General features: G+C 72.8%; 20 protein-coding genes. 9 read left to right on the forward strand and 11 right to left on the reverse strand.

The window, feature by feature from the left end:
- Window positions 1-63: 63 nt before the first annotated feature.
- Genes BAY60_RS01275 through BAY60_RS01285 form a run of 3 tightly spaced genes read right to left on the reverse strand, consistent with a single transcriptional unit; the run spans window position 64 to window position 1,944 of the window.
- Window positions 64-450 (reverse strand): MmcQ/YjbR family DNA-binding protein, encoded by a 387-nt coding sequence (locus BAY60_RS01275; RefSeq protein WP_211330160.1) that lies wholly within the window; start codon window positions 448-450, stop codon window positions 64-66.
- A 55-nt stretch (window positions 451-505) separates the two neighbouring features.
- Window positions 506-1,132 (reverse strand): DUF2537 domain-containing protein, encoded by a 627-nt coding sequence (locus BAY60_RS01280; protein ID WP_425466433.1) that lies wholly within the window; start codon window positions 1,130-1,132, stop codon window positions 506-508.
- Between the two features lie 8 nt (window positions 1,133-1,140).
- Window positions 1,141-1,944 (reverse strand): TrmH family RNA methyltransferase, encoded by an 804-nt coding sequence (locus BAY60_RS01285; RefSeq protein ID WP_112278982.1) that lies wholly within the window; start codon window positions 1,942-1,944, stop codon window positions 1,141-1,143.
- Window positions 1,945-2,168: 224 nt separating this feature from the next.
- Between BAY60_RS01285 and BAY60_RS01290 the strand changes: the two genes are divergently transcribed.
- From BAY60_RS01290 to BAY60_RS01305, 4 genes are all read left to right on the forward strand, one after another.
- Window positions 2,169-3,665, forward strand: a complete 1,497-nt coding sequence (locus BAY60_RS01290; protein ID WP_112280636.1) for a glutamate-cysteine ligase family protein — start codon at window positions 2,169-2,171, stop codon at window positions 3,663-3,665.
- Between the two features lie 43 nt (window positions 3,666-3,708).
- Window positions 3,709-4,326 (forward strand): TetR/AcrR family transcriptional regulator, encoded by a 618-nt coding sequence (locus BAY60_RS01295; RefSeq protein WP_112278983.1) that lies wholly within the window; start codon window positions 3,709-3,711, stop codon window positions 4,324-4,326.
- A 64-nt stretch (window positions 4,327-4,390) separates the two neighbouring features.
- Window positions 4,391-5,047, forward strand: a complete 657-nt coding sequence (locus BAY60_RS01300; protein WP_112278984.1) for a biliverdin-producing heme oxygenase — start codon at window positions 4,391-4,393, stop codon at window positions 5,045-5,047.
- 175 nt (window positions 5,048-5,222) lie between these two features.
- Window positions 5,223-5,846: a superoxide dismutase gene (locus tag BAY60_RS01305; RefSeq protein ID WP_112278985.1), complete on the forward strand. Its 624-nt coding sequence runs from the start codon at window positions 5,223-5,225 to the stop codon at window positions 5,844-5,846.
- A gap of 127 nt (window positions 5,847-5,973) precedes the next feature.
- Here the strand turns inward: BAY60_RS01305 and BAY60_RS01310 are convergent, their stop codons facing one another.
- From BAY60_RS01310 to BAY60_RS01325, 4 genes are read right to left on the reverse strand one after another with little or no spacing between them, the layout of a single operon-like run.
- Complete coding sequence (locus tag BAY60_RS01310; RefSeq protein WP_112278986.1) at window positions 5,974-7,278, reverse strand: MFS transporter; 1,305 nt, start codon at window positions 7,276-7,278, stop codon at window positions 5,974-5,976.
- Between the two features lie 33 nt (window positions 7,279-7,311).
- A complete protein-coding gene (locus tag BAY60_RS01315; protein ID WP_112278987.1) occupies window positions 7,312-7,746 on the reverse strand; it encodes a MarR family winged helix-turn-helix transcriptional regulator in 435 nt (144 codons plus the stop codon).
- A gap of 14 nt (window positions 7,747-7,760) precedes the next feature.
- Window positions 7,761-8,543, reverse strand: coding sequence for an isocitrate lyase/PEP mutase family protein (locus tag BAY60_RS01320; RefSeq protein WP_112278988.1), 783 nt, complete (start codon window positions 8,541-8,543; stop codon window positions 7,761-7,763).
- Window positions 8,540-9,196, reverse strand: coding sequence for a hypothetical protein (locus tag BAY60_RS01325; RefSeq protein ID WP_112278989.1), 657 nt, complete (start codon window positions 9,194-9,196; stop codon window positions 8,540-8,542). Before BAY60_RS01325 ends, BAY60_RS01320 begins: the two co-directional genes overlap by 4 nt.
- 65 nt (window positions 9,197-9,261) lie before the next feature.
- On the opposite strand from BAY60_RS01325, the gene BAY60_RS01330 reads away from it, so the two are divergent.
- Window positions 9,262-9,969, forward strand: coding sequence for an ArsR/SmtB family transcription factor (locus BAY60_RS01330; RefSeq protein WP_112278990.1), 708 nt, complete (start codon window positions 9,262-9,264; stop codon window positions 9,967-9,969).
- Between the two features lie 93 nt (window positions 9,970-10,062).
- Here the strand turns inward: BAY60_RS01330 and BAY60_RS01335 are convergent, their stop codons facing one another.
- Window positions 10,063-11,520: an NCS2 family permease gene (locus BAY60_RS01335; RefSeq protein ID WP_112278991.1), complete on the reverse strand. Its 1,458-nt coding sequence runs from the start codon at window positions 11,518-11,520 to the stop codon at window positions 10,063-10,065.
- A gap of 45 nt (window positions 11,521-11,565) precedes the next feature.
- On the opposite strand from BAY60_RS01335, the gene BAY60_RS01340 reads away from it, so the two are divergent.
- A complete protein-coding gene (locus BAY60_RS01340) occupies window positions 11,566-11,838 on the forward strand; it encodes a DUF2530 domain-containing protein (RefSeq protein ID WP_112278992.1) in 273 nt (90 codons plus the stop codon).
- On the opposite strand, the gene BAY60_RS01345 is transcribed toward BAY60_RS01340, so the two are convergent.
- Both BAY60_RS01345 and BAY60_RS01350 read right to left on the reverse strand, forming a co-directional pair.
- A complete protein-coding gene (locus BAY60_RS01345; protein WP_112278993.1) occupies window positions 11,839-14,652 on the reverse strand; it encodes a sacsin N-terminal ATP-binding-like domain-containing protein in 2,814 nt (937 codons plus the stop codon).
- Window positions 14,649-15,413, reverse strand: a complete 765-nt coding sequence (locus tag BAY60_RS01350) for a DUF3027 domain-containing protein (RefSeq protein WP_112278994.1) — start codon at window positions 15,411-15,413, stop codon at window positions 14,649-14,651. The genes BAY60_RS01345 and BAY60_RS01350 overlap by 4 nt, the downstream gene beginning before the upstream one ends.
- A gap of 52 nt (window positions 15,414-15,465) precedes the next feature.
- Between BAY60_RS01350 and BAY60_RS01355 the strand changes: the two genes are divergently transcribed.
- The 3 genes from BAY60_RS01355 to BAY60_RS01365 are packed head-to-tail and all read left to right on the forward strand — an operon-like array spanning window position 15,466 to window position 18,598.
- Window positions 15,466-16,251, forward strand: coding sequence for a glutaminyl-peptide cyclotransferase (locus BAY60_RS01355; protein ID WP_245992258.1), 786 nt, complete (start codon window positions 15,466-15,468; stop codon window positions 16,249-16,251).
- Between the two features lie 42 nt (window positions 16,252-16,293).
- Complete coding sequence (locus BAY60_RS01360; RefSeq protein ID WP_112278995.1) at window positions 16,294-18,090, forward strand: MFS transporter; 1,797 nt, start codon at window positions 16,294-16,296, stop codon at window positions 18,088-18,090.
- A gap of 10 nt (window positions 18,091-18,100) precedes the next feature.
- Window positions 18,101-18,598 carry a DUF2771 family protein gene (locus BAY60_RS01365; RefSeq protein WP_112278996.1) on the forward strand — a complete coding sequence of 166 codons (498 nt, stop codon included), beginning with the start codon at window positions 18,101-18,103 and terminating at the stop codon, window positions 18,596-18,598.
- A gap of 7 nt (window positions 18,599-18,605) precedes the next feature.
- Here the strand turns inward: BAY60_RS01365 and BAY60_RS01370 are convergent, their stop codons facing one another.
- Entirely contained in the window at window positions 18,606-18,992 is a 387-nt protein-coding gene (locus BAY60_RS01370; RefSeq protein ID WP_112278997.1) for a cold-shock protein, read from the reverse strand.
- Window positions 18,993-19,011: the final 19 nt, after the last annotated feature.

Consider the following 19,011-nt stretch of genomic DNA (forward strand, 5'->3'; position numbering starts at 1 on the left):
CCTGTCCCCCGAATGGAGCCTTTCAGTGAGTTCCTGACTTGGGCCCCGACCTGCGAAAACGGGTCAACCACCCAATCCGGCGGTCAACCGTTTCGGGGCCACCACACAATAGGCGTCGGTGATGATCTCGGTGATTTCGGCCCAGTCGACGGGCACGTCGAGCCACACGCCGAGCCAGCCGCGATGGCCCACGTAGGGCGGCACGAAGAACCGGCCGGGAGCCTCGGCGACCAGGGCCTCCTGCGCGCCAGGAGGCGCCGCGCACCAGAACGCCACGCGGTCGTCGTGGTGGCGCTCCGCGTACATCACGAAGGTCCTGCGGCCGCGGACGAACCACGTGGGCTCGCCGTGGCTGAGCCGCTCGGTGGTCTCGGGCAGCGCGAGGCACAGCGCCCGCACCCGGTCCAGCGGGCCGGAACCGCCGGCGATGCCCGTGGTGTCCTGAGCCATGTCCGCACCCGTCCTCTCCCCGCCCCTGGTGCGATGATGCCGCATGCCCGCCGGTTCAGCCGAGGGCGATGACCAGCACGCCGATCCAGGACAGGACGACACCGGCCGCGGCGCCGAGCACGATCCAGCGCACGATCGGCACCCTGCGCCCGAGCCACAGCGACGGGGCCAGCCCCGCGCTGACCACGACCGCGGCCCCGACCGCGATCCAGGCCGACGTCTCGGCCGCCAGCGCGCTCACCAGCGCCAGCATCGCCACGACCACGAACACGCAGATGAACAGCGACACCAGCAGCCCGGTGCCCCACGGCACCGGCTCGTCCTGGCCGGTCTCCTCCGGCTCGTCGCCGAACAGCCACCCGGCGGCGGGCACGCGCGTCCGGGGTTCCGGCGGTGTCACCACGAGCGCGTCCTCGGTCAGCGGGTCGTGGTAGCTCACCGGCACGTCCAGCGCCGTGGCGACGCGCACGGCCAGCTGCCTGCCCCTGCGGGAGACGACCTCGCCGCCCCGCGTGCCTCCGCTGCGCCGCACGGCGGCGGCGACCCGTGCCCACTCGTGCAGGGCGTCCACCAGGTCCGGGCCCAGCGGCAGGGTGCGCGGGTCGGCCTCCCGCCCGTTCTGTCCCCCCACGAGCACGGCACGCTCGTCCCGCACCCTGAGCTCGACCTCGACCACTGCCACCCCTCAACTCACCCGCCGAGCTGGTAGAACGCGATCGCGCCCGCCGTCGCGACGTTCAGCGAGTCGACGCCGCCCGCCATCGGGATCCGCACCGCCACGTCCGCAGCGGCCAGCGCGGCGGCCGAAAGGCCCGGCCCCTCGGCGCCCAGCAGCAGCGCGATCCGCTCCCCGGCGGCGTTCGGCAGCCCGCGCAGGTCCACCGCATCGGCACGGGGCGTCAGCGCCGCCACGTGGAAACCGGCGGCACGCAGCTCCTCCAGCGCGCCCGGCCAGCCGGGCAACGGCGCGAACGGCACGCGCAGCACGTTACCCATCGACACGCGCACGCTGCGCCGGTACAGCGGATCGGAGCAGCCCGGCCCGAGCAGGACCCCGCCGACGCCGAGTGCGGCGGCGTTGCGGAACAGCGCACCGAGGTTCTCGTGGTCCCCGACACCCTCCAGCACGGCGAGCAGCCGCGCGCCCGCGACGATCTCGGCCACCGGCGGCTGCGGCACGCGGTCGGCGACGGCCAGCACGCCCCGGTTGAGGTGGAACCCCACGACCCGGGCCATCACGCCGGCCGAGGTGACGTATGCGGGCACGTCCACGCCGCGCAGGTCGTCGGCGAGCTCGGCCAGCCGACGCTCTACTCCCAGTAGCGCGCGGACGCGGTAGCGCGACGCGAGCAGCCTGCGCACCACGACCGTGCCCTCCGCGATGACGAAACCGCGGCCCCCGGGCCGGTCGGGCCTGCGGTCGGCCGTCGTGAGATCGCGGAAGTCGTCGAGCCGAGGGTCCTCGACGTCCTCGGTGTAGATCAACACAGCCACCCGGAGAGTCTGCCATCCGCCGCGTGCCGGGGAGTCGGTGCTCCGAATGCTGGGTAACCCTTGCTGCGAAGGGCCGTTGCTTGCGCTCCGTTAGGTCCAGGTGACGGACGGCACCAGTTTGGCCGCTAGCTCCGGCCCCCTGCGTGTGCCACCGTTTCGGCCTGGCAGGGGACAACGCCAAGGCGTTCGGGGAGCCGTGGCAGGAGAGCAGCAAGGGATGCGCCATGGGTAAGGACGTGTCACCGGACTCCTTCGATCCACGGGACAGGGGGCGGTATCGCCGGAAGGTTCAGCGGTGCCTGGACACGCTCGCGCGGATGCTGTCCGAGGGCAGCTTCTCGTTCCCGCGCAAGCACATCGGCCTGGAGGTCGAGCTGAACCTCGTCGATGCGGCGATGCGGCCGTCGATGTCCAACGCCGCCGTGCTGGAGGCCCTCGACGACGCGTCGTTCACGACCGAGCTGTCGCAGCACAACCTGGAGCTGAACGTGCCGCCGCGGCCGCTGGACGGCGATTCGGCGCTGGAGCTGGAGCGCGACCTCGTCACCTACCTGGCCAAGGCGGGCGCCAAGGCGGAGCAGGCGGGCGCGGTGCTCGCGGTGATCGGCGTGCTGCCGACGCTCACGCCGGAGCACTTCGACCAGAAGTGGCTGACCAACAGCGCGCGGTACTCGCTGCTCAACGACCAGATCCTGGCGGCACGCGGGGAGCAGACGCTGCTGTCGATGGACGGCACGGAGCTGCCGGGGCAGGAGCCCGAGCGGCTGCACACCTACGCCGAGTCGATCCTGCCCGAGGCGGCGTGCACGTCGGTCCAGCTGCATCTGCAGGTGGGACCCGAGGACTTCGCGGCGCACTGGAACGCGGCCCAGTGCCTGGCGGGCGTGCAGGTGGCGCTCGGGGCCAACTCGCCGTTCCTGCTCGGCAAGGCGATGTGGCACGAGACGCGCATCCCGCTGTTCCTGCAGGCCACCGACACCCGTCCCGAGGAGCTGAAGAACCAGGGCGTGCGGCCGAGGGTGTGGTTCGGCGAGCGGTGGATCACATCCATTTTCGACCTGTTCGAGGAGAACGTCCGATATTTCCCCGGGTTGCTGCCGGAGACCGACGACGAGGACCCGATGGAAGCGCTGGAGGCGGGCAAGGTGCCCCGCCTGACGGAGCTGCGGCTGCACAACGGCACCGTCTGGCGCTGGAACCGGCCGGTCTACGACCTGGTGGACGGCACACCGCACCTGAGGGTGGAGAACCGGGTGCTGCCCGCGGGGCCGACGGTGCTCGACATGATGTCCAACGCGGCGTTCTTCTACGGGGCCCAGCGGGCACTGGCGGAGCAGGAGCGGCCGGTGTGGACGCAGATGTCGTTCCAGGCCGCGGAGGAGAACCTGTACGCGGGTGCGCGGCGCGGGTTCGACTCGCAGCTGTACTGGCCGGGTATCGGCTGGATCCGGCCCGACGAGCTGGTGCTGCGTGTGCTGCTGCCGCTGGCACACGAGGGGCTGCGCGACTCGGGTGTCTCGCAGACGGCCGCCGACCGCTACCTGGGGGTGATCGAGCGGCGTTGCCTCGCCCGGCGCAACGGCGCGGTCTGGCAGCGGGAGACGGTGGCACAGGCGGAGGAACGCGGTGTCGACCGCGACTCGGCACTGGCCTCGATGCTGGGGCGCTACCTGGAGCTGTCGAAAGCCGGCGAGCCGGTGCATGCCTGGCCGGTAACCTGACGGGTCTGGCGCCGACGGCGCCGCCGCAGCCGGGAGGTCCGCCGTGCCGAAGATCATCGGGAGCTCGCTGCACGAGCACAGGGAGCAGGTGCGTACCCGCGTGTTCGAGGTGCTGCGCACGCAGCTCTACGAGCGCGGCTTCGACGCCGTCACGCTCACCGGCGTGGCCGCCCAGGCCGGTGTCGGCCGGACGGCGATGTACAACCACTTCCCCGACAAGGAACATCTGCTCGTCGCCTTCGTGGAGCACGAGGCCGCCCGCTACGTCGAGCGGCTGCGGGACGCCGTGGCGGCGGTGGCCGACCCGGTGGAGAAACTGGCGACCTTCGGCAGGCTCCAGCTGCGCGCGCTGGCCGAGTACCACCTGCCGCCAGGGTCGGCGCTGGCGTCGGCGCTCGCGCCCTCGACGTATCGCAGGGTGGCCGCGCACGGCGACCCGATCGCCGGGCAGCTGCGGGAGCTCCTGGCCGAGGGCATCGAGGCGGGCCGGTGGCCCCCGCAGGACCTGGACGTCGTGGTACCGATGGTGACGGCGGCACTGAGCACCCGGCAGGCGGTGGAGGTTCCGCCCGAGCGACTCGACGACGCGATCGGCGCGGCCGTGGAGTTCGTCCTTCGCGCGGTTGGAGTAAAACCCGCCGGTACGGCTGATTTAGGGTAGCCTAACCGCCGGATCTGGCCTACGCTCTTTCTGACACGGTGTCGCGAACATCGGGGAGGGCGTGATGGCGGTGGCGACGGCGTTCTCGCAGATCCTGCGCGAGTCGACGCGGCAGGTGCACGAGCGGGCACACCACTCCAGCTACCTGAGCGCACTGCTCGACGGTTCGCTCACGCTGCCCGGCTACACGCGGCTGGCCGCGCAGTACTTCTTCATCTACTCGGCGCTGGAGCGGGCGGGTGACGCGATGGCGGGCGACCCCGTGGGCGGTCCGTTCGTCGTGGACGAACTGCGCCGCACCCCCGCCCTGGTCGCGGACCTGGAGTTCCTGGCGGGCCCGGACTGGCGCTCGGTGATCGAGCCCGTCCCCGCGACGCTGCGGTACGTCCGCAGGCTCGAGGAGGTGGCCTTCGACTGGCCTGGCGGCTTCGTCGCGCACCACTACACGCGCTACCTCGGCGATCTGGCAGGCGGCCAGGTGGTCGGCAAGCTGCTGCAGCGTGAGCACGGCATCACCGGACCGGGCGCGCTGTTCTACGACTTCTCGCGCCTCGGCAGTCCCTCGGCGTTCCGGACCCGCTACCGCGCGTTGCTGGACGGCGCGCCGTGGGACGAGGCCGAGCGCCGGCGGGTCGTTTCCGAGACGCTGGTGGCTTTCGAGCTCAACATCGACGTCCTCGGCGACCTCGCCGACACCCTCGACGCGTACCGCGCGGCCTGAGCCCGCCCCGGCGCCGATGTGGTCGTGGTAACACCGGCTTGACCTCTAGTTAGCTCGACGTAGCAAGGTCAACTCGTAGCTCCCCGGTTAGCCAGCGCTCCTGGTGGCTACTAGGTTTGGCTACGGCAACGACTGTCAAGAGACTTGTGTGTCGACACGACTAGAAGGAGAGCCAATGCCCACGTACGAGCTCCCTGATCTCGACTACGACTACAGTGCGCTCGAGCCGCACATCTCCGGCGAGATCAACGAGCTGCACCACTCGAAGCACCACCAGACGTACGTGAACGGCGCCAACCAGACGCTGGAGAAGCTCGCCGCGGCCCGCGACTCGGGTGACTTCGGCTCGATCGTCGGCCTGGAGACCACGCTGGCCTTCAACCTGGCCGGTCACGCGAACCACGTCGTGTGGTGGAAGATCCTGTCCCCGAACGGCGGCGACAAGCCGACCGGCGAGCTGGCCGCCGCGATCGACGACAGCTTCGGCTCCTGGGACAAGTTCCAGGCCCACTACGAGGCCGCGGCCACCACGATCCAGGGCAACGGCTGGGCCGCCCTCTCCTGGGACCCGATCGGCAAGAAGCTGATCATCCAGCAGCTGCGCGACCACCACAACAACCTGGTGCTGCCGACCGTGCCGATCCTGATGACCGACGTCTGGGAGCACGCGTTCTACCTGCAGTACAAGAACGTCAAGCCGGACTACGTCAAGGCGCTGTGGAACGTCTACGACTGGGCCGAGATCGGCAAGCGCTTCGAGGACGCCAAGGCGGGCCGCAACGGCCTGCTCCTGTCCTGAGGGAGCGCGGGGAAAGCCACACAGGAACGAGGCCCCGCGCCGGAGATCTCCGGTGCGGGGCCTCGTCCGTTCCCGAACTGACTGCCGCTCCCACCACGAAGCGGACGTGTATGAGGTTAGCCTAACCTCATACGGCGCGCAAGGGGTCCCGACGCGCACGGTAGAGCACCAGCGCGCAGACGACCACGGCCAGCACCGCGATGGCGCCGCCGAGGTAGAACGGCGAGCGGCCTCCGAACTGCTCGGCCATCCAGCCGGTCATCGGCCCGCCGATCGGGTTCCCGCCCATCAGCACCAGCACGTACAGGCCCATCACGCGGCCGCGCATCTCCGGGCTCACCGACGTCTGCACCAGCGCGTTCGCCGTGTTCAGGAACGTGATGGTGGCCACGCCGAGCGGCACGAGCGCGATGCCGAACGCCAGGTAGGTCGGCATGAATGCGGCCCCGATCTCCAGCGCGCCGAGCGCGAGCGCCGAGCCCAGCAGCACCCCCACCCTCGGCCTGCTCCTGCTGCCGCGCCGGGCCGACGCGAGCGCTCCGGTGAACGTGCCCACCGCGAGCAGCGTGGACAGCATCCCGTAGCCGTCGGCCTGCGTGCCGAACACGTTCGCGGCGACGATGGCCAGCGAGGCGAAGAACGTGATGCCGAACGTGCTCACGAAGAACACCAGCACCAGCACCGTCATCAGGTCCGACCGGCCGCGCACGTACCGCAACCCCTCGCGGAGCTGGCCCTTCGCCCGCGCGACGGCGGGCCCGCGCAGCAGTTCCCCCGGCCGCATCAGCGCGAGGCCCGCGATGACGGCGACCGTGCTGGCGGCGTTGGCCAGAAAGAGCCACCCGGTGCCGATGGCCACGATCGTGAACCCGGCGATGGCCGGGCCGACGATGCGGGCCATGTTGAAGATCGAGGAGTTGAGCGCCACCGCGTTGGGCACGTGGCCGGGGCCGACCATCTCGGCGACGAACGACTGCCGGGTGGGCACCTCCAGCGCGGAAAGGCAGCCGTGCACCACGCACAGCACGTAGACGTGCCACAGCAGGACGACCTCGGTGACGTCGAGCAGTCCCAGCACCACGGCCTGTGCGCACATGCCCGTCTGGATGGCGATGAGCAGCTTGCGCTTGTCCACCCGGTCGGCGAGCACGCCCGCCCACAGCGAGAGCACCACGGTGGGCGCGAACTGCAGGGCCACGGCGATGCCGAGCGCGACGGGGTCGTTGCCGCTGAGCTGGAACACCAGCCAGTCCTGCGCGATGCGCTGCATCCAGGTGCCGATGTTGGAGACGATCTGCCCGCCGAAGAACAGCCGGTAGTTGCGGATGCGCAGCGAGGCGAACGTGCCCCGCCGTGGTGGCGAGCCGGCGACCGGGTCCCGGGTAGCAGAGGTCCTGTGGGGAATCGCTGCGCCGCTACCCGTGATACTCACGCCGTGTAATCGCCTCCCGCGATCGCCGGGGCGTCAGCCGTGGCCCGCCATCCGATCGATGATCTCGGCGGCCCTGCCGAGCACCTCGCGCTCCTCGCCGCTCAGTTCCGCCAGCCGTTCGTCCAGCCAGGCCTCTCGTGCGGAGATGGTGGCGCGCACGTACTCGAGCCCCTTGCCGGAGATCGACACGATCGCCTGCCTGCCGTCGGTGGGGTGCGGGGTGCGCTCGACATAGCCTGCCTCGTCGAGCGCCGCGATCACCCTGGTCATCGACGGCGGCTGCACGCCTTCCTTCGCCGCCAGCTTGCCCGGCGTCATCGCCCCGCACTTGTGCAGGGTCGACAGCGCCGAGATCTGCGTCAGCGACAGGTCCTCGCTGGTTCGTTGTGCCCGGAGCCTGCGGTTCAGGCGCACCACGGCGAGGCGCAGGCGGCTCGCCAGCGACCTGTCGGCCACAGAGTCGGACACTTGCTTAGCATACCTTACGATCCCGGCGAGGCGCTGAGCCGCTGAATCTCGGCATAGCCGGGTACCTCGCGCGGCAGCTGACCGCCGTCGCGGACGGCCTCCGCCACCTCGACCGCCGCGTGCAGCGCGGCGCGGAACAGCAGCGAGCCGGTGCTCACCCGGCGCACGCCCAGTGCCGCGAGGTCGGCGAGCGGCGGCAGGCCCGGCACGGCGAGCACGTTGAGCGGCGCGGGGACTCCGGCGGCGACGGCGCGGAGGTCGCCGGGTGACAGGACGCCCGGCACGAAGACACCGTCCGCCCCTGCCGCCACGTAGCGTTCGAGCCGCGCGAGCGTTGGGCCAGGTCGTGCGTCGATGCCCAGCCAGTACGTGTCGGTCCTGGCGTTGACGAACAGCTCCGGCGCCCGCTGCTTGACGGCCGCGATCAGCTCGCTCTGCCTCCCGGGATCGGCGAGCGCCCGGTTGTCACGGCCGTCCTCGAGGTTGATCCCGGCCGCACCCGCCTCGGCGACGGTGGCGGCGAGGCCGGCGACCTCGGCCGGGTCGTCACTGAACCCGGCTTCGAGGTCGACGGTGAGCAGGCATGGCAGGCTCGCCAGGCTGCGGGCCAGCGCGATCGTGGGCTCCCTGGTCCGTCCCTCGCCGTCGGCGAGCCCGTGCGCGGCGGCCACGCCGAGGCTGGTCGTGCCGATGGCGGCAAACCCGGCGGCGGCCAGTGCCGCGCCCGAGGCGTGGTCCCAGGCGTTGGGCAGCACCAGGGGCGTCGCCGCGTGGTGCAGGTCGTGGAAGGCGTTCACCGGGACCGCACCCCCTCCGCGATCCCGGCGACGAGGGCCAGCGCGTGCTCCCGCCCGGGACAGGCGTGCTCGCCCGCGCCGAAGGGCAGCCCGGCACCGGCGAGGTCCACCACCACCTCGGCGCCGTCCGGCCCCACCCTCCGGGTCGCGCGGACGGGCGGCTCCTCCCGGAGCACGAGGACGACCACCTCCTCCACCGGCCCCGGCCGCCGCAGCACGCTCTCGGCGAGGTCGGCGGTGGCCACGCAGGCCTGCACGAGCAGCCCGATCCGTGCGGCAGTGTGCTCGTCGGCGATCCCGCCGCAGGCGGTGACGAGCCGCTGCACGGCCGCGTCGGCGGCGTGGCCGTCGCCGGTGTGCGGCTGGTAGTGCCGGGCGGCCGCCACCACGTCGCCGGGGTCGACGTCCAGACCCAGCGCCCCGGCCAGCAGCGCCACCGGGAGGTCTCGATGCCACGGCCCGGCCGCGCAAGCGCTTGCGCGCAGTGTCGCGGGCGGGACGGCGGCCAGCTCGGCGACCGCCAGCGCACGTCGCCTCCGGTGCGGCTCGCCGGAGCTGAACCGCGCGACGGCCGACCGCAGCCACGCCATGTCGGACTGCGCGGCAGGCACCGGCGGGACGGTGAACCGGGCATCTGTGAGGGCATTGGTCATGACACCGACGCTAGAACGCGGACGTTTCGGCGGCGGCCGAACTGTCGCGGGGGAACAATCGAGCCATGTCCCGGTCAGCCCAGCTCGCCGCGCTCGCGGCGCTGCTCGCCGACAACACCAGGGCGGCGTTCTGCCTGGCGCTGCTCGACGGGCGGGCGTGGACGGCGAGTGAGCTGGCGGCGCACGCCGGAGTGGCGCCGTCCACGGCGAGCGAGCATCTCGGACGCCTCGTCCGCGGCGGCCTGCTCGTGGAGCGGCGGCAGGGCAGGCACCGGTACGTGCAGCTGGCCGGGCCGAGGGCGGCGGAGCTGGTGGAGCTGCTCGCCTCGCGGCTCGACGCCGTCCCGGACCCGCCGCGCACGCTGCGCGGCTCCCGGGTCAGCGAGGCGCTGGCGCGCGGCCGGACGTGCTACGACCACCTCGCCGGGCGGCTCGGCGTGGCCATCACCGACGCCATGGCCGCCCGTGGCCTGCTGGAGCTGACCGGCGGCTGCGCGCTCACCGCCGACGGCACGACGTGGCTCACCGGGCCGCTGGGCGCCGATCCGGGGCAGTTGCGCGGCACCCGCAGGCCGCTCGCCAGAGCGTGCCTGGACTGGACCGAGCGGCGCACGCATCTCGCCGGGGTGGCCGGCGCCGTCGTCTGCTCGCGGCTGTTCGCGGGCGGCTGGGTACGCCGGGTGGGCAGTGACCGCGCGGTGCGCCTCACCCCGTCCGGCGCCGACGCCCTCCGTGATCTGCTGAACCTCGACCCGGAGCCCCTCACCGCCTAGCCCAGAGCTCCCCAATGCCACATTCGTTCCACTCAACGGAGCGAATGCGGCATTCGCTCCATCCAGTGGAGCGAATGCCGCATTGGGGAGCTTCTAGCCGAGGGCGGCCTGGATCGGGCCGATCGCGAAGTAGACGACGAACGCGGCGGAGACGACCCACATCAGCGGGTGCACGGTGCGGGCCCTTCCGGTGGCCGCCTGCAGCAGCACGTAGCTGATGAAACCGACGCCGATGCCGTTGGCGATCGAGAAGGTGAACGGCATGACGATGATCGTCAGGAACGCGGGCAGCGCCACCGCGAAGTCGCGGAAGTCGATCTCGGTGATCTGCCGTACCATCAGCGCGCCCACGATGACCAGCGCCGGAGCCGCCGCCTCGATCGGCACCACCTCGTACAGCGGGGTGAAGAACATCGCCGCGATGAACAACAGCCCGGTGACCACGTTGGCAAGGCCGGTGCGCGCACCCTCGGCGATGCCGGAGGCCGACTCGATGTAGACGGTGTTGGAACTGGACGACGCGGCCCCACCGGCGACGGCGCCGAGCGAGTCGATGAACAGCGCCTTGCCGGTGTTCGGCAGCCTGCCCTTGTCGTCCATCAGCCCGGCCTCCCTGCCGAGGCCCGTCATGGTGCCGATCGTGTCGAAGAAGTCGGTGAGCACCAGGCTGAACACCAGCAGCGCCGCCGTGATCGCGGGCACCTGCACCCACGCGTTGAAGTCCACCTGGCCGACCAGCGACAGATCCGGTATCCCGAAGACGTCGTCGGGCAGTGCCGGGTAGCCGAGGCTCCAGCCCTTCGGGTTCTCCCCTGCGGACGGCCCCGCGTCGACGATCGCCTCGACGATGATCGACAGCACCGTGCCCGTCAGCACGCCGAGCAGGATCCCGCCCCGGACGTTGCGCGCCACCAGCACGGCCATGATGATCAACGTGACGACGAACACGGTGGTCGGCCAGGAGGCGATGGAGCCGTCGATCCCGAGCTGCACCAGGGTGCCCGAGCCCGGCCGCACGAACCCGGCGTCGGCCAGCCCGATGAGGCTGATGAACAGGCCGATGCCGACGGCGATGCCCACCTTCAGCCCGGCGGGGACGGCGTTGAAGACCATCGTGCGCACGCCGGTGAGCACGAGCAGCAGCACCACGAGACCGTTGACCAGCACCAGGCCCATCGCCGACGGCCAGGTCATCTGCGGCGCGATGCTGACCGCCACGAGCGCGTTGATCCCGAGACCCGTGGCCATCGCGAACGGGTAGTTCGCGACGATGCCCATGATGATCGTCATCGCGCCGGCGACCAGCGCGGTCACCGCCGCGACCTGCGGCACCGGCAGGATCGCGCCGGTGGAGTCGGTGTTGGCGCCGGGCGCGTCGGCCGCGAAACTGCCCAGGATCAGCGGGTTCAGCACGACGATGTAGGCCATCGTCACGAAGGTGACCAGCCCGCCGCGCACCTCTCTGCTCACGGTGGAGCCACGCTCGCTGATCTTGAAGAAGCCGTCGAGCCGGGACCGAGCGACCGGCCGCTCGGTGTTCGCCTCTGCCATCGTCACCTGCCTCGAGTCGGGTCCGGCAGCGGTAGCCTGTCCTACGTGGACGAACCGAGCAACTCTGCCGACGTTACGGGACGGTTTCAACCCACCCCGGAACTGCCGAAGCGGCTCGCGGGCCTGTGGGCGCCGGTGATCATCGGCACGGTGCTGTGGTTCGTCGCGTTCGTCGTCCTGCTGCTTGCCGGGGTGGACGGGGTCTGGCGGTGGACGACGCTGGCCGGCGGCGGGCTGGGCTTCGTGGGCATGGGCATCATGGCCTGGCAGCGCGCCGCGTCCCGCCGGGGCACCCGGGGCGCCCAGCGGGGACTCTAGCTACCCCAGCAGCACGGCCGGGTCCGGGTCGTCCAGCAGCGCCGCCACGAGGAGCCTCAGATCCCACCGGCGGGCCGCCCACGCGAACGCCCGCGCCAGCGCGTCCGGCGCGTCGCCCGCGTGCAGCCGCCCGTCGTACCACCACGGCACCGTGCGCTCGCCGACGACGAGGGTGTCGTGCATCAGCACGCCACCCCGGGGCAGTGACAGGCCGAGCAGGTCGGCGACCTGCACGATCGCGGGCAGCTGTGACCACGGAACGTACTCGCCCTCGCTGCCCACCTCCGCGCGCGTCTCGTCGCCCGCCAGCGGCAGGTCGAGCACGTCGGCGAGGTCGCGGGCCACCGCGTAGTCGTCGGCGGCGACGAGCCGCGCCGCGGGCCACAGCCCCAGCAGCCACGGCCCCTCCAGCACGAGCGCGTCGGCGGCCTCGGCGATCGAGCCGTCGAGCGCGCGCACCCGCGTCGGCGGGTCCACGTCGTCGGCGGGCACGCTCGCCAGCGCCCGGTGGGCCCGCAGCACCAGGCCGGGCGGGATCTCGCGCTCCGGATCGGCCAGCCGCTCGCACAACAGCATCGCGTCCTCCGCGCCCGCCAGCGTGAGGTCGCCGCGCACCCCCGCGGCGAGAAGCAACTCGCTGGACAGCCCGACGTCGGGCACCGGGTCGAACAGCCCGGCCAGCTCGTCCGCCTCGGGCAACCGGTACTCGCCGGGCGCCCTGCCGTCGAACAGCGCCGCCCGCGCCAGCCACCACCGGGTGTGCCCGCCGGGCACGCTCAGCGCCCGCCACGTCTCCGGCCGCGACGCCAGCAGCCGCACGGTGGCAGGCCACGCGTCGTCGGCCACCAGGTCGAGGTCGCGCACGGCGAGCACGCGCACGGGAGGCTCCGGCAGCGTCTCCCACCACTCGTCCTCGTCCGGCAGGTCGTGCTCGGGACCTGCCGGGTCCTCGTCGTCCACCACCGGGAACGTCTCCAGCACCCCGGCCGCGGTGAGCACCTCATGCGGCCAGCGGGCCGCGACGTCGTCGTCGAGCACGTCCAGCGGCGCCTCGTCGCCGAGGGCCTCCTCGTCGAGCACCTCCAGCAGCGCGGCACCGGGCAGCACGAGCTCGTCGGCGCGTCGCCAGCCGTCGCGTCCCGGCAGCGCCAGCGCGCCGAGCCCCTCCGCGCCGGCGGCCGACGCCAGCCGCAGCACCGTTTCCGCGAGCGGTCGGACGTCCACACCGGACAGTGCATCCTCGACACTGCGCTCGACGGCATCGCGCAGCGCGGGAGCCTCCAGCAGCTCACGGGGACCGGCCCGCGTGGCGCCGAGCCGTTCCAGCAGCGGGTGGGCGGCGACCGGATGCACCACGTGCAGGCCGACGACGCCGATGTCCCCCAGCGGGTCGGCGTCGTCCAGCAGCAGCGCGCCACGCGGGCCCGGGACGGTGCGGCCGTCGGCCAGCGGCACGGGCAGCGCGCCCAGTTCACCGGTGTCGACCGTGCGCTGCTCGACACCGGCGAGCAGGACGTCGAAGAGCGAGCGCCACCACGACGGTTCACGCTCGATCCCGGTGAGCGCGTCCACCAGCTCGGCCACGCCCGCGGGCGTCGCGCCCACGGCAGCCAGGGTCCGGGCTGCGCCAGGGCCGCAGTGCGGAGCGGCCACCAGACCCGGCAGCACGCCGGCGGCCAGGTCCGGCAGCCCGGGCACGTCGACGGCGAGCACGCGCGCCCGCTCCCCCGGCACCTCGCCACCGGCCGCGCCGGGCAGCCACGCCTCGGCGCCGAGCCGGGCGAGGACGGCGTCGCGGAGCAGCGAGTCGACATCGGACAGCGGAAAGCCCGGGGCGGGAACGAGCGCGAGCCGGTGCTCCGGCGCCAGCAGCCGCACCAGCCCGGGGTAGGCGGCGGCCGCCGACTCCAGTGCCTGCCTGGTCTGTGCGCCGGGCAGCACGCGGCGGCGCGACGGCTCCACCGGCACCGCCGCCAGCAGCCGCGCGGGCAGCGACAGCCGCTCGTCCGACGGCGTCGGCGCGTGCAGCACGTCCTGTTCCAGCGGCTCGGGCACGCCCTCGGCGTCGACCGGCACCGCCCATACGCAGGCCGCACCGGCGTGCGTGAGCCAGCGCGTGGTGCGCCCGTCCGGCGCGGTCAGCTCCACGGTGTCCGCACCGGTGCCGCGGGTCCACCGGGACTCGCCGACGCGGATCTCGGCCAGCCACGGCAGGGCCAGCAGCAGGTCGGGCACCTCGTCGCGCAGGCGCGCCAGCAGGGCGTCGGCGTCCACGCCGGGGCGCAGCGGCAGCCGGACCTCCGTGTCGAAGCCGTCCGGAAGGGCCGCTTCGTCGGCGGGCAGCGGCCACGGCAGGCGCAGGATCGGGACGGCGCCGTCGCGGCCCGCGGCGGCGCGGGTGCGGTCCTCGGAGAAGGCGACCCCGCCGGTGCGCGACACCACGCGGGGCGCCGAGGTCACGGCGAGGACCGCGGCGAAGCCGACACCGAACCGCCCGACCGCGCCCTCCCGCTTGCCGGAGGCCCGCAGGGACGCGAGCGCGGCGACACCCCGCGCGTCCAGGGGCGCTCCGGTGTTGGCCACACGCAGCTCACCGCCGGTGACCGTGACCCGCACCGTCGCGGGTGTCCCGGCCGCGGCGGCGGCGTCGGCGGCGTTCTGCGCCAGCTCGACGAACAGCCGGTCGCGGTAGCCGCCCACGCGCAGGTCGTGCTCGGCGTTGGTGTCCTCGGTGAACCGCGTCGGCGAGTCCTGCCAGGCCCGCAGCACCGCCGACCGCAGTGCCTCGATGCCGAACGAACCCTCGGGACTCACCCGCCGGCGGGTTCCATGTCGAGCAGCGAGTCGTCGTAGACGAGCTCGGCGACGGGAACCGACGACGTCACCTCGACCTCGATCTCCGAGTGCGCACCGCAGCCGTACTCGGTGTGCACCACGTGACCGTCGGCGGGCGAGATCTCGTTGCCGCAGACCCCGAACGCGCCGCGCAGCGAACCGCCGAGCTGGAGGTAGAACCCGCACGTGCCGCAGGTGTCCGGCGCGCTGCGGGCCATGTCGGAGCGGGGCCCGAACTCACCGCGGTACCACCGGGTGGCGGCCTCCTGCCTCCCGTAGCGCGACATCACCCTGTGCCTGCCGAGGCCTGCCTCCCTGGCGACCTCCTCGACCTGCGGGTCGTCGGAGGCCAGGTACGCGGGCACGAGCCGCGGGTCGTCGGCGTCGGAGGGGAAGAGGTCACCCACGCCGAGGTCGCCGGGCCGCACACGACGCTCCCACGGCACCCAGCGGGGAGCCACCAGCGCGTCGGGTCCGGGCGTCAGCACGACCTCGCTGACCGTCACGGGCGCGTCCTGGTCGGCGACGGCCACCGTCACCGACCAGCGCCAGCCCCGGTATCCGGGCAGTGTCGAGGCGAACAGGTGCGTCGCCGACACGGCGTCCTCGTGCTCGACATCGACGTGCTCGCCGACGTACTCGGCACCCGCGTCCTGCACCGCGGCGTCGCGGGCCAACTCGACCGCGTCGACCAGCTTCCGGCGGATGGCGCCGTCGTCGAGGGTGAGCAGCAGGGTCATAGGTCCCCATTGTGCAGCACGTGAGTTGCCGCGTTCGTGCCAGGCTGGTGGGGTGAGACGCGTGCTGAGCATCCTCGCGGTCGTGGCCACGCTGGCGGCGTGCGGAGCCGCGCCCAGCCCCGAGCAGGGGCAGGGCGAGCCGGTGCGGATGCGCGCCGAGGTGCTGGAGGCCCTTCCCCACGACCCCGAGGCCTTCACCCAGGGCCTCGAGCTCTCGGGCGGCACCCTGTACGAGGGCACGGGCCTGGTCGGGCGGTCCACGGTGCGCGCAGGCCCCGTCGGCGAGGAGCCGGACGTCGTCGTCTCGCTGCCCGAGCCGCTGTTCGGCGAGGGCATCACCGTGGTCGGCGACCGCGTCTGGCAGCTGACCTGGCGCAGCGGCATCGCCGTCGAACGCGACGCCACCACGCTGCGCGAACGGCGCAGGGTCGGCTACACCGGTGAGGGCTGGGGGCTGTGCCATCAGCGGGGCCGCGACCGCCTGGTGATGAGCGACGGCTCGTCCGTGCTGACGTTCCGCGACCCGGCGACCTTCGCCGAGACCGGCACGGTCCGGGTCACCGACGGCGCCGAGCCGGTGGACCAGCTCAACGAGCTGGAGTGCGTCGGCGACGCCGTGTACGCCAACGTCTGGCAGACCGACGAGATCGTGCGGATCGACCCCTCCTCGGGCGCCGTCACCGCCCGGATCGACGCCTCCGGCCTGCTCGATCCCGCCGAACGGCAGAACGCCGACGTGCTCAACGGCATCGCGGCGACAGGCCGGGACGGCCAGTTCCTCGTCACCGGAAAGCTGTGGCCGAAGATGTTCCGGGTGAGGTTCGTCCGGATGGCGTGATCACCCGGACGATGTGGTGCCGGATACGGCAGGATTGGGGTCATGCGTTCGGGTCGGAAGGGGAAGCGGAAATGGACGCCCGAGCCTGGGGCGAGCCAGCCGCCGATGGACCGCACCCGCGCCGAGCCGCCCGTGCGGCCGACGAGGGTCCAGCGGCCCGCACCCGCCCCGACCGCCGACGAGGCCCCGACCGGCGCGGTGCACGTTCCGCCCTCGGCCTCGGCACCCCCGCCGCCCAGGGGCGCACGCCCGTACCCACCCCCGCCGCCGCCTCGGCCGCGGCCGTGGAACCAGCCGCCGCCTGACGAACGCGAACGTGGCGCCTACGAGCGCTACGACACCGGCGGCTACGCGCCAGGCCAGCCGCGCCCCTCCGGCGAGACGGGCGAGACGGGAGGGCCGGGCGGGCCGGACGCCGACGCGCGCACCCGCGCCGAGCACCGGTTCGACAGCGGCGGCCAGGGCGCGCCCCGGCTACCGAAGAAGCTCACGGTCACCCGCGTCGCCGCACTGCGGGGCCGCCAGCTGTCCGGGCAGGCCGTCGACGCCTTCCGCAGGGCAGCGCGCGCCGACGGTGCCGACAAGTCCGGGCTCACGTCGCTGACCTACGCGGTGATGCTCAACTACGCCAGCGACGCCGCGATGGCCGTCGCGCTGGCCAACACCCTGTTCTTCGCGGCCAGCAGCGGCGAGAGCCGGGGCAGGGTCGCGCTGTACCTGCTGATCACCATCGCGCCGTTCGCCCTCGTCGCGCCGGTGATCGGGCCCGCCCTCGACCGCATCCAGCGAGGGCGCAGGCTCGCCATGTGCGTGGCCTCGGCCGGCCAGGCGCTGATGTGCGTGCTGATGGCGCTCAACTTCGAGACGTGGGCGCTCTACCCGGCCGCGCTGGGCAAGATGGTGCTCTCCAAGTCGTTCATGGTGCTCAAGGCGGCGGTGACGCCGAGGGTGCTGCCGCCGGAGATCACCCTGTCGAAGACCAACGCGCGGCTGGCCGTGTTCGGCCTCGCGGCGGGCGGCGCGTTCGGTGCCGTTGCCGCCGGGTTCAACTCGCTCGTCGGCTCGGCGGGTGCGCTGTGGTTCACCGCGGTGATCTGTGTCGTCGGCGCGGTGCAGGCGATGCGCATCCCGTCCTGGGTGGAGGTCACGGAGGGCGAGGTGCCCGCCTCGCTGACCGCCCACCGGCCCGCCCGCAAGAAACGGCAGCCGATGGGCAGGCATGTCGTGGTCGCGCTGTGGGGCAACGGCTCGATCCGCCTGCTCACCGGGTTCCTGATGATGTTCGCGGCGTTCGCGGTGAAAGCGCAGACCGAGAGCGGCGGCTACAGCCCGTTCATGCAGCTGCTGATGCTGGGCATCATCGGTGGCGCGGCGGGCGCGGGCGGGTTCCTCGGCAACGCGCTCGGCTCCCGCATGCAGTTCGGCAAGCCGGACCAGGTGGTGCTCGGCTGCCTGAGCGCCACGCTGGTCTCCACGGTGCTCGCCGCACTGCTCGCCGGGTTGCCGACGGCGGCCGTGGTCGGCCTGGTGGGCGCCACCGCGAGCGCGCTCGCGAAGAACAGCCTCGACGCGGTGATCCAGCACGACCTGCCGGACGAGTCGAGAGCGTCGGCGTTCGGGCGCTCGGAGACCGTGCTCCAGCTGGCGTGGGTGTTCGGCGGCGCGGTGGGCCTGCTGCTCCCGCCGACCTACTGGATCGGCTTCCTCGTCGTCTCGATCCTGCTCGCGCTCGGGCTGACCCAGACGTGGCTGGTGCGCAAGGGAACCTCGCTGATTCCCGGGCTCGGCGGCGACCGCCCGCTGCGCCCCGATCCCGCCGGAGCGCGGGCCGAACCGTAGTCTGCGCGGTATGCGAGCTCGTGTAGGGGCGCTGCTGGCCTGCGGCGCGCTGGCGTTGGCGGGGTGCTCGGCACCGGGTCCGCCCGAGGTGACGTTCTTCGCCGACGGCGACAGCATCCGGGCCGATCCGCTGATCTACTGCGACGCCCTGCTCGAGTCCTGTGAGCGCGGCGGGAAACCGGCGTCGCTGAAGGTGCGGCCCGGCAAGCCGGTACAGGTGTCGCTGCCCTCCGACGTGTCCGAGACACCGTGGGCGCTCAACGTCCAGTACCTCGACGCCCAGGGCAGGCCGCAGCCGGTGCGCCAGCAGGTGTTCACCGACGGCACGCAGCACGCCTACACCGTCACGCCCGGCTCTCCCCGCGACCAGCTGGTGGTGGTGGAGATCCAGCAGCTCGGCGCGGCGTACGCGGCCGACAGCAGGGGCAACCCGATTCTCGACGAGAACGGGCAGCCCCAGCTGGTCGTGCGCGGGGTGTGGTCCCTCCGGATCGACTACGCGAGCTGAACGCCCGTCAGGGGTCGAGGTCCCTGGCGACGGCGCGCATCACCTCGGCGATCCGCTTGGTGTGCTTGCGATCGGGGTAACGGCCGCGGCGCAGGTCGGGCTGCACCCGCATCTCGAGCAGCTTGATCATGTCCTCGACGAGGCCGTGCAGTTCCTCGGCGGGACGGCGGCGCGCCTCGGCGACGGACGGCGGGGGGTCCAGCAGCCGGACGGAAAGGGCCTGCGGGCCGCGCCTGCCGTCGGCGACGCCGAACTCCAGCCGTTGCCCGGCCTTGAGGGCCTCCACGCCCTGCGGTAGCGCGGCTTTGCGAATGTAGACGTCCTCGCCGCCGTCCTGCGTGACGAAGCCGAACCCCTTGTCCGCGTCGTACCACTTGACCTTGCCGGTCGGCACTGCCCTCACCGTTCCTTCA

It is taken from the genome of Prauserella muralis, assembly GCF_003202285.1.
Lineage (GTDB): Bacteria > Actinomycetota > Actinomycetes > Mycobacteriales > Pseudonocardiaceae > Prauserella_B > Prauserella_B muralis.

Excerpts from the sequence above, each read along its gene's own strand:
- BAY60_RS01335 (WP_112278991.1), bottom strand. The coding sequence starts at position 11,520 with ATGGCAGAGGCGAACACCGAGCGGCCGGTCGCTCGGTCCCGGCTCGAC.
- BAY60_RS01325 (WP_112278989.1), bottom strand. The coding sequence starts at position 9,196 with ATGACCAATGCCCTCACAGATGCCCGGTTCACCGTCCCGCCGGTGCCT.
- BAY60_RS01300 (WP_112278984.1), top strand. The coding sequence starts at position 4,391 with ATGGCGGTGGCGACGGCGTTCTCGCAGATCCTGCGCGAGTCGACGCGG.
- BAY60_RS01365 (WP_112278996.1), top strand. The coding sequence starts at position 18,101 with ATGCGAGCTCGTGTAGGGGCGCTGCTGGCCTGCGGCGCGCTGGCGTTG.
- BAY60_RS01360 (WP_112278995.1), top strand. The coding sequence starts at position 16,294 with ATGCGTTCGGGTCGGAAGGGGAAGCGGAAATGGACGCCCGAGCCTGGG.
- BAY60_RS01350 (WP_112278994.1), bottom strand. The coding sequence starts at position 15,413 with ATGACCCTGCTGCTCACCCTCGACGACGGCGCCATCCGCCGGAAGCTG.
- BAY60_RS01290 (WP_112280636.1), top strand. The coding sequence starts at position 2,169 with ATGGGTAAGGACGTGTCACCGGACTCCTTCGATCCACGGGACAGGGGG.
- BAY60_RS01275 (WP_211330160.1), bottom strand. The coding sequence starts at position 450 with ATGGCTCAGGACACCACGGGCATCGCCGGCGGTTCCGGCCCGCTGGAC.
- BAY60_RS01305 (WP_112278985.1), top strand. The coding sequence starts at position 5,223 with ATGCCCACGTACGAGCTCCCTGATCTCGACTACGACTACAGTGCGCTC.
- BAY60_RS01330 (WP_112278990.1), top strand. The coding sequence starts at position 9,262 with ATGTCCCGGTCAGCCCAGCTCGCCGCGCTCGCGGCGCTGCTCGCCGAC.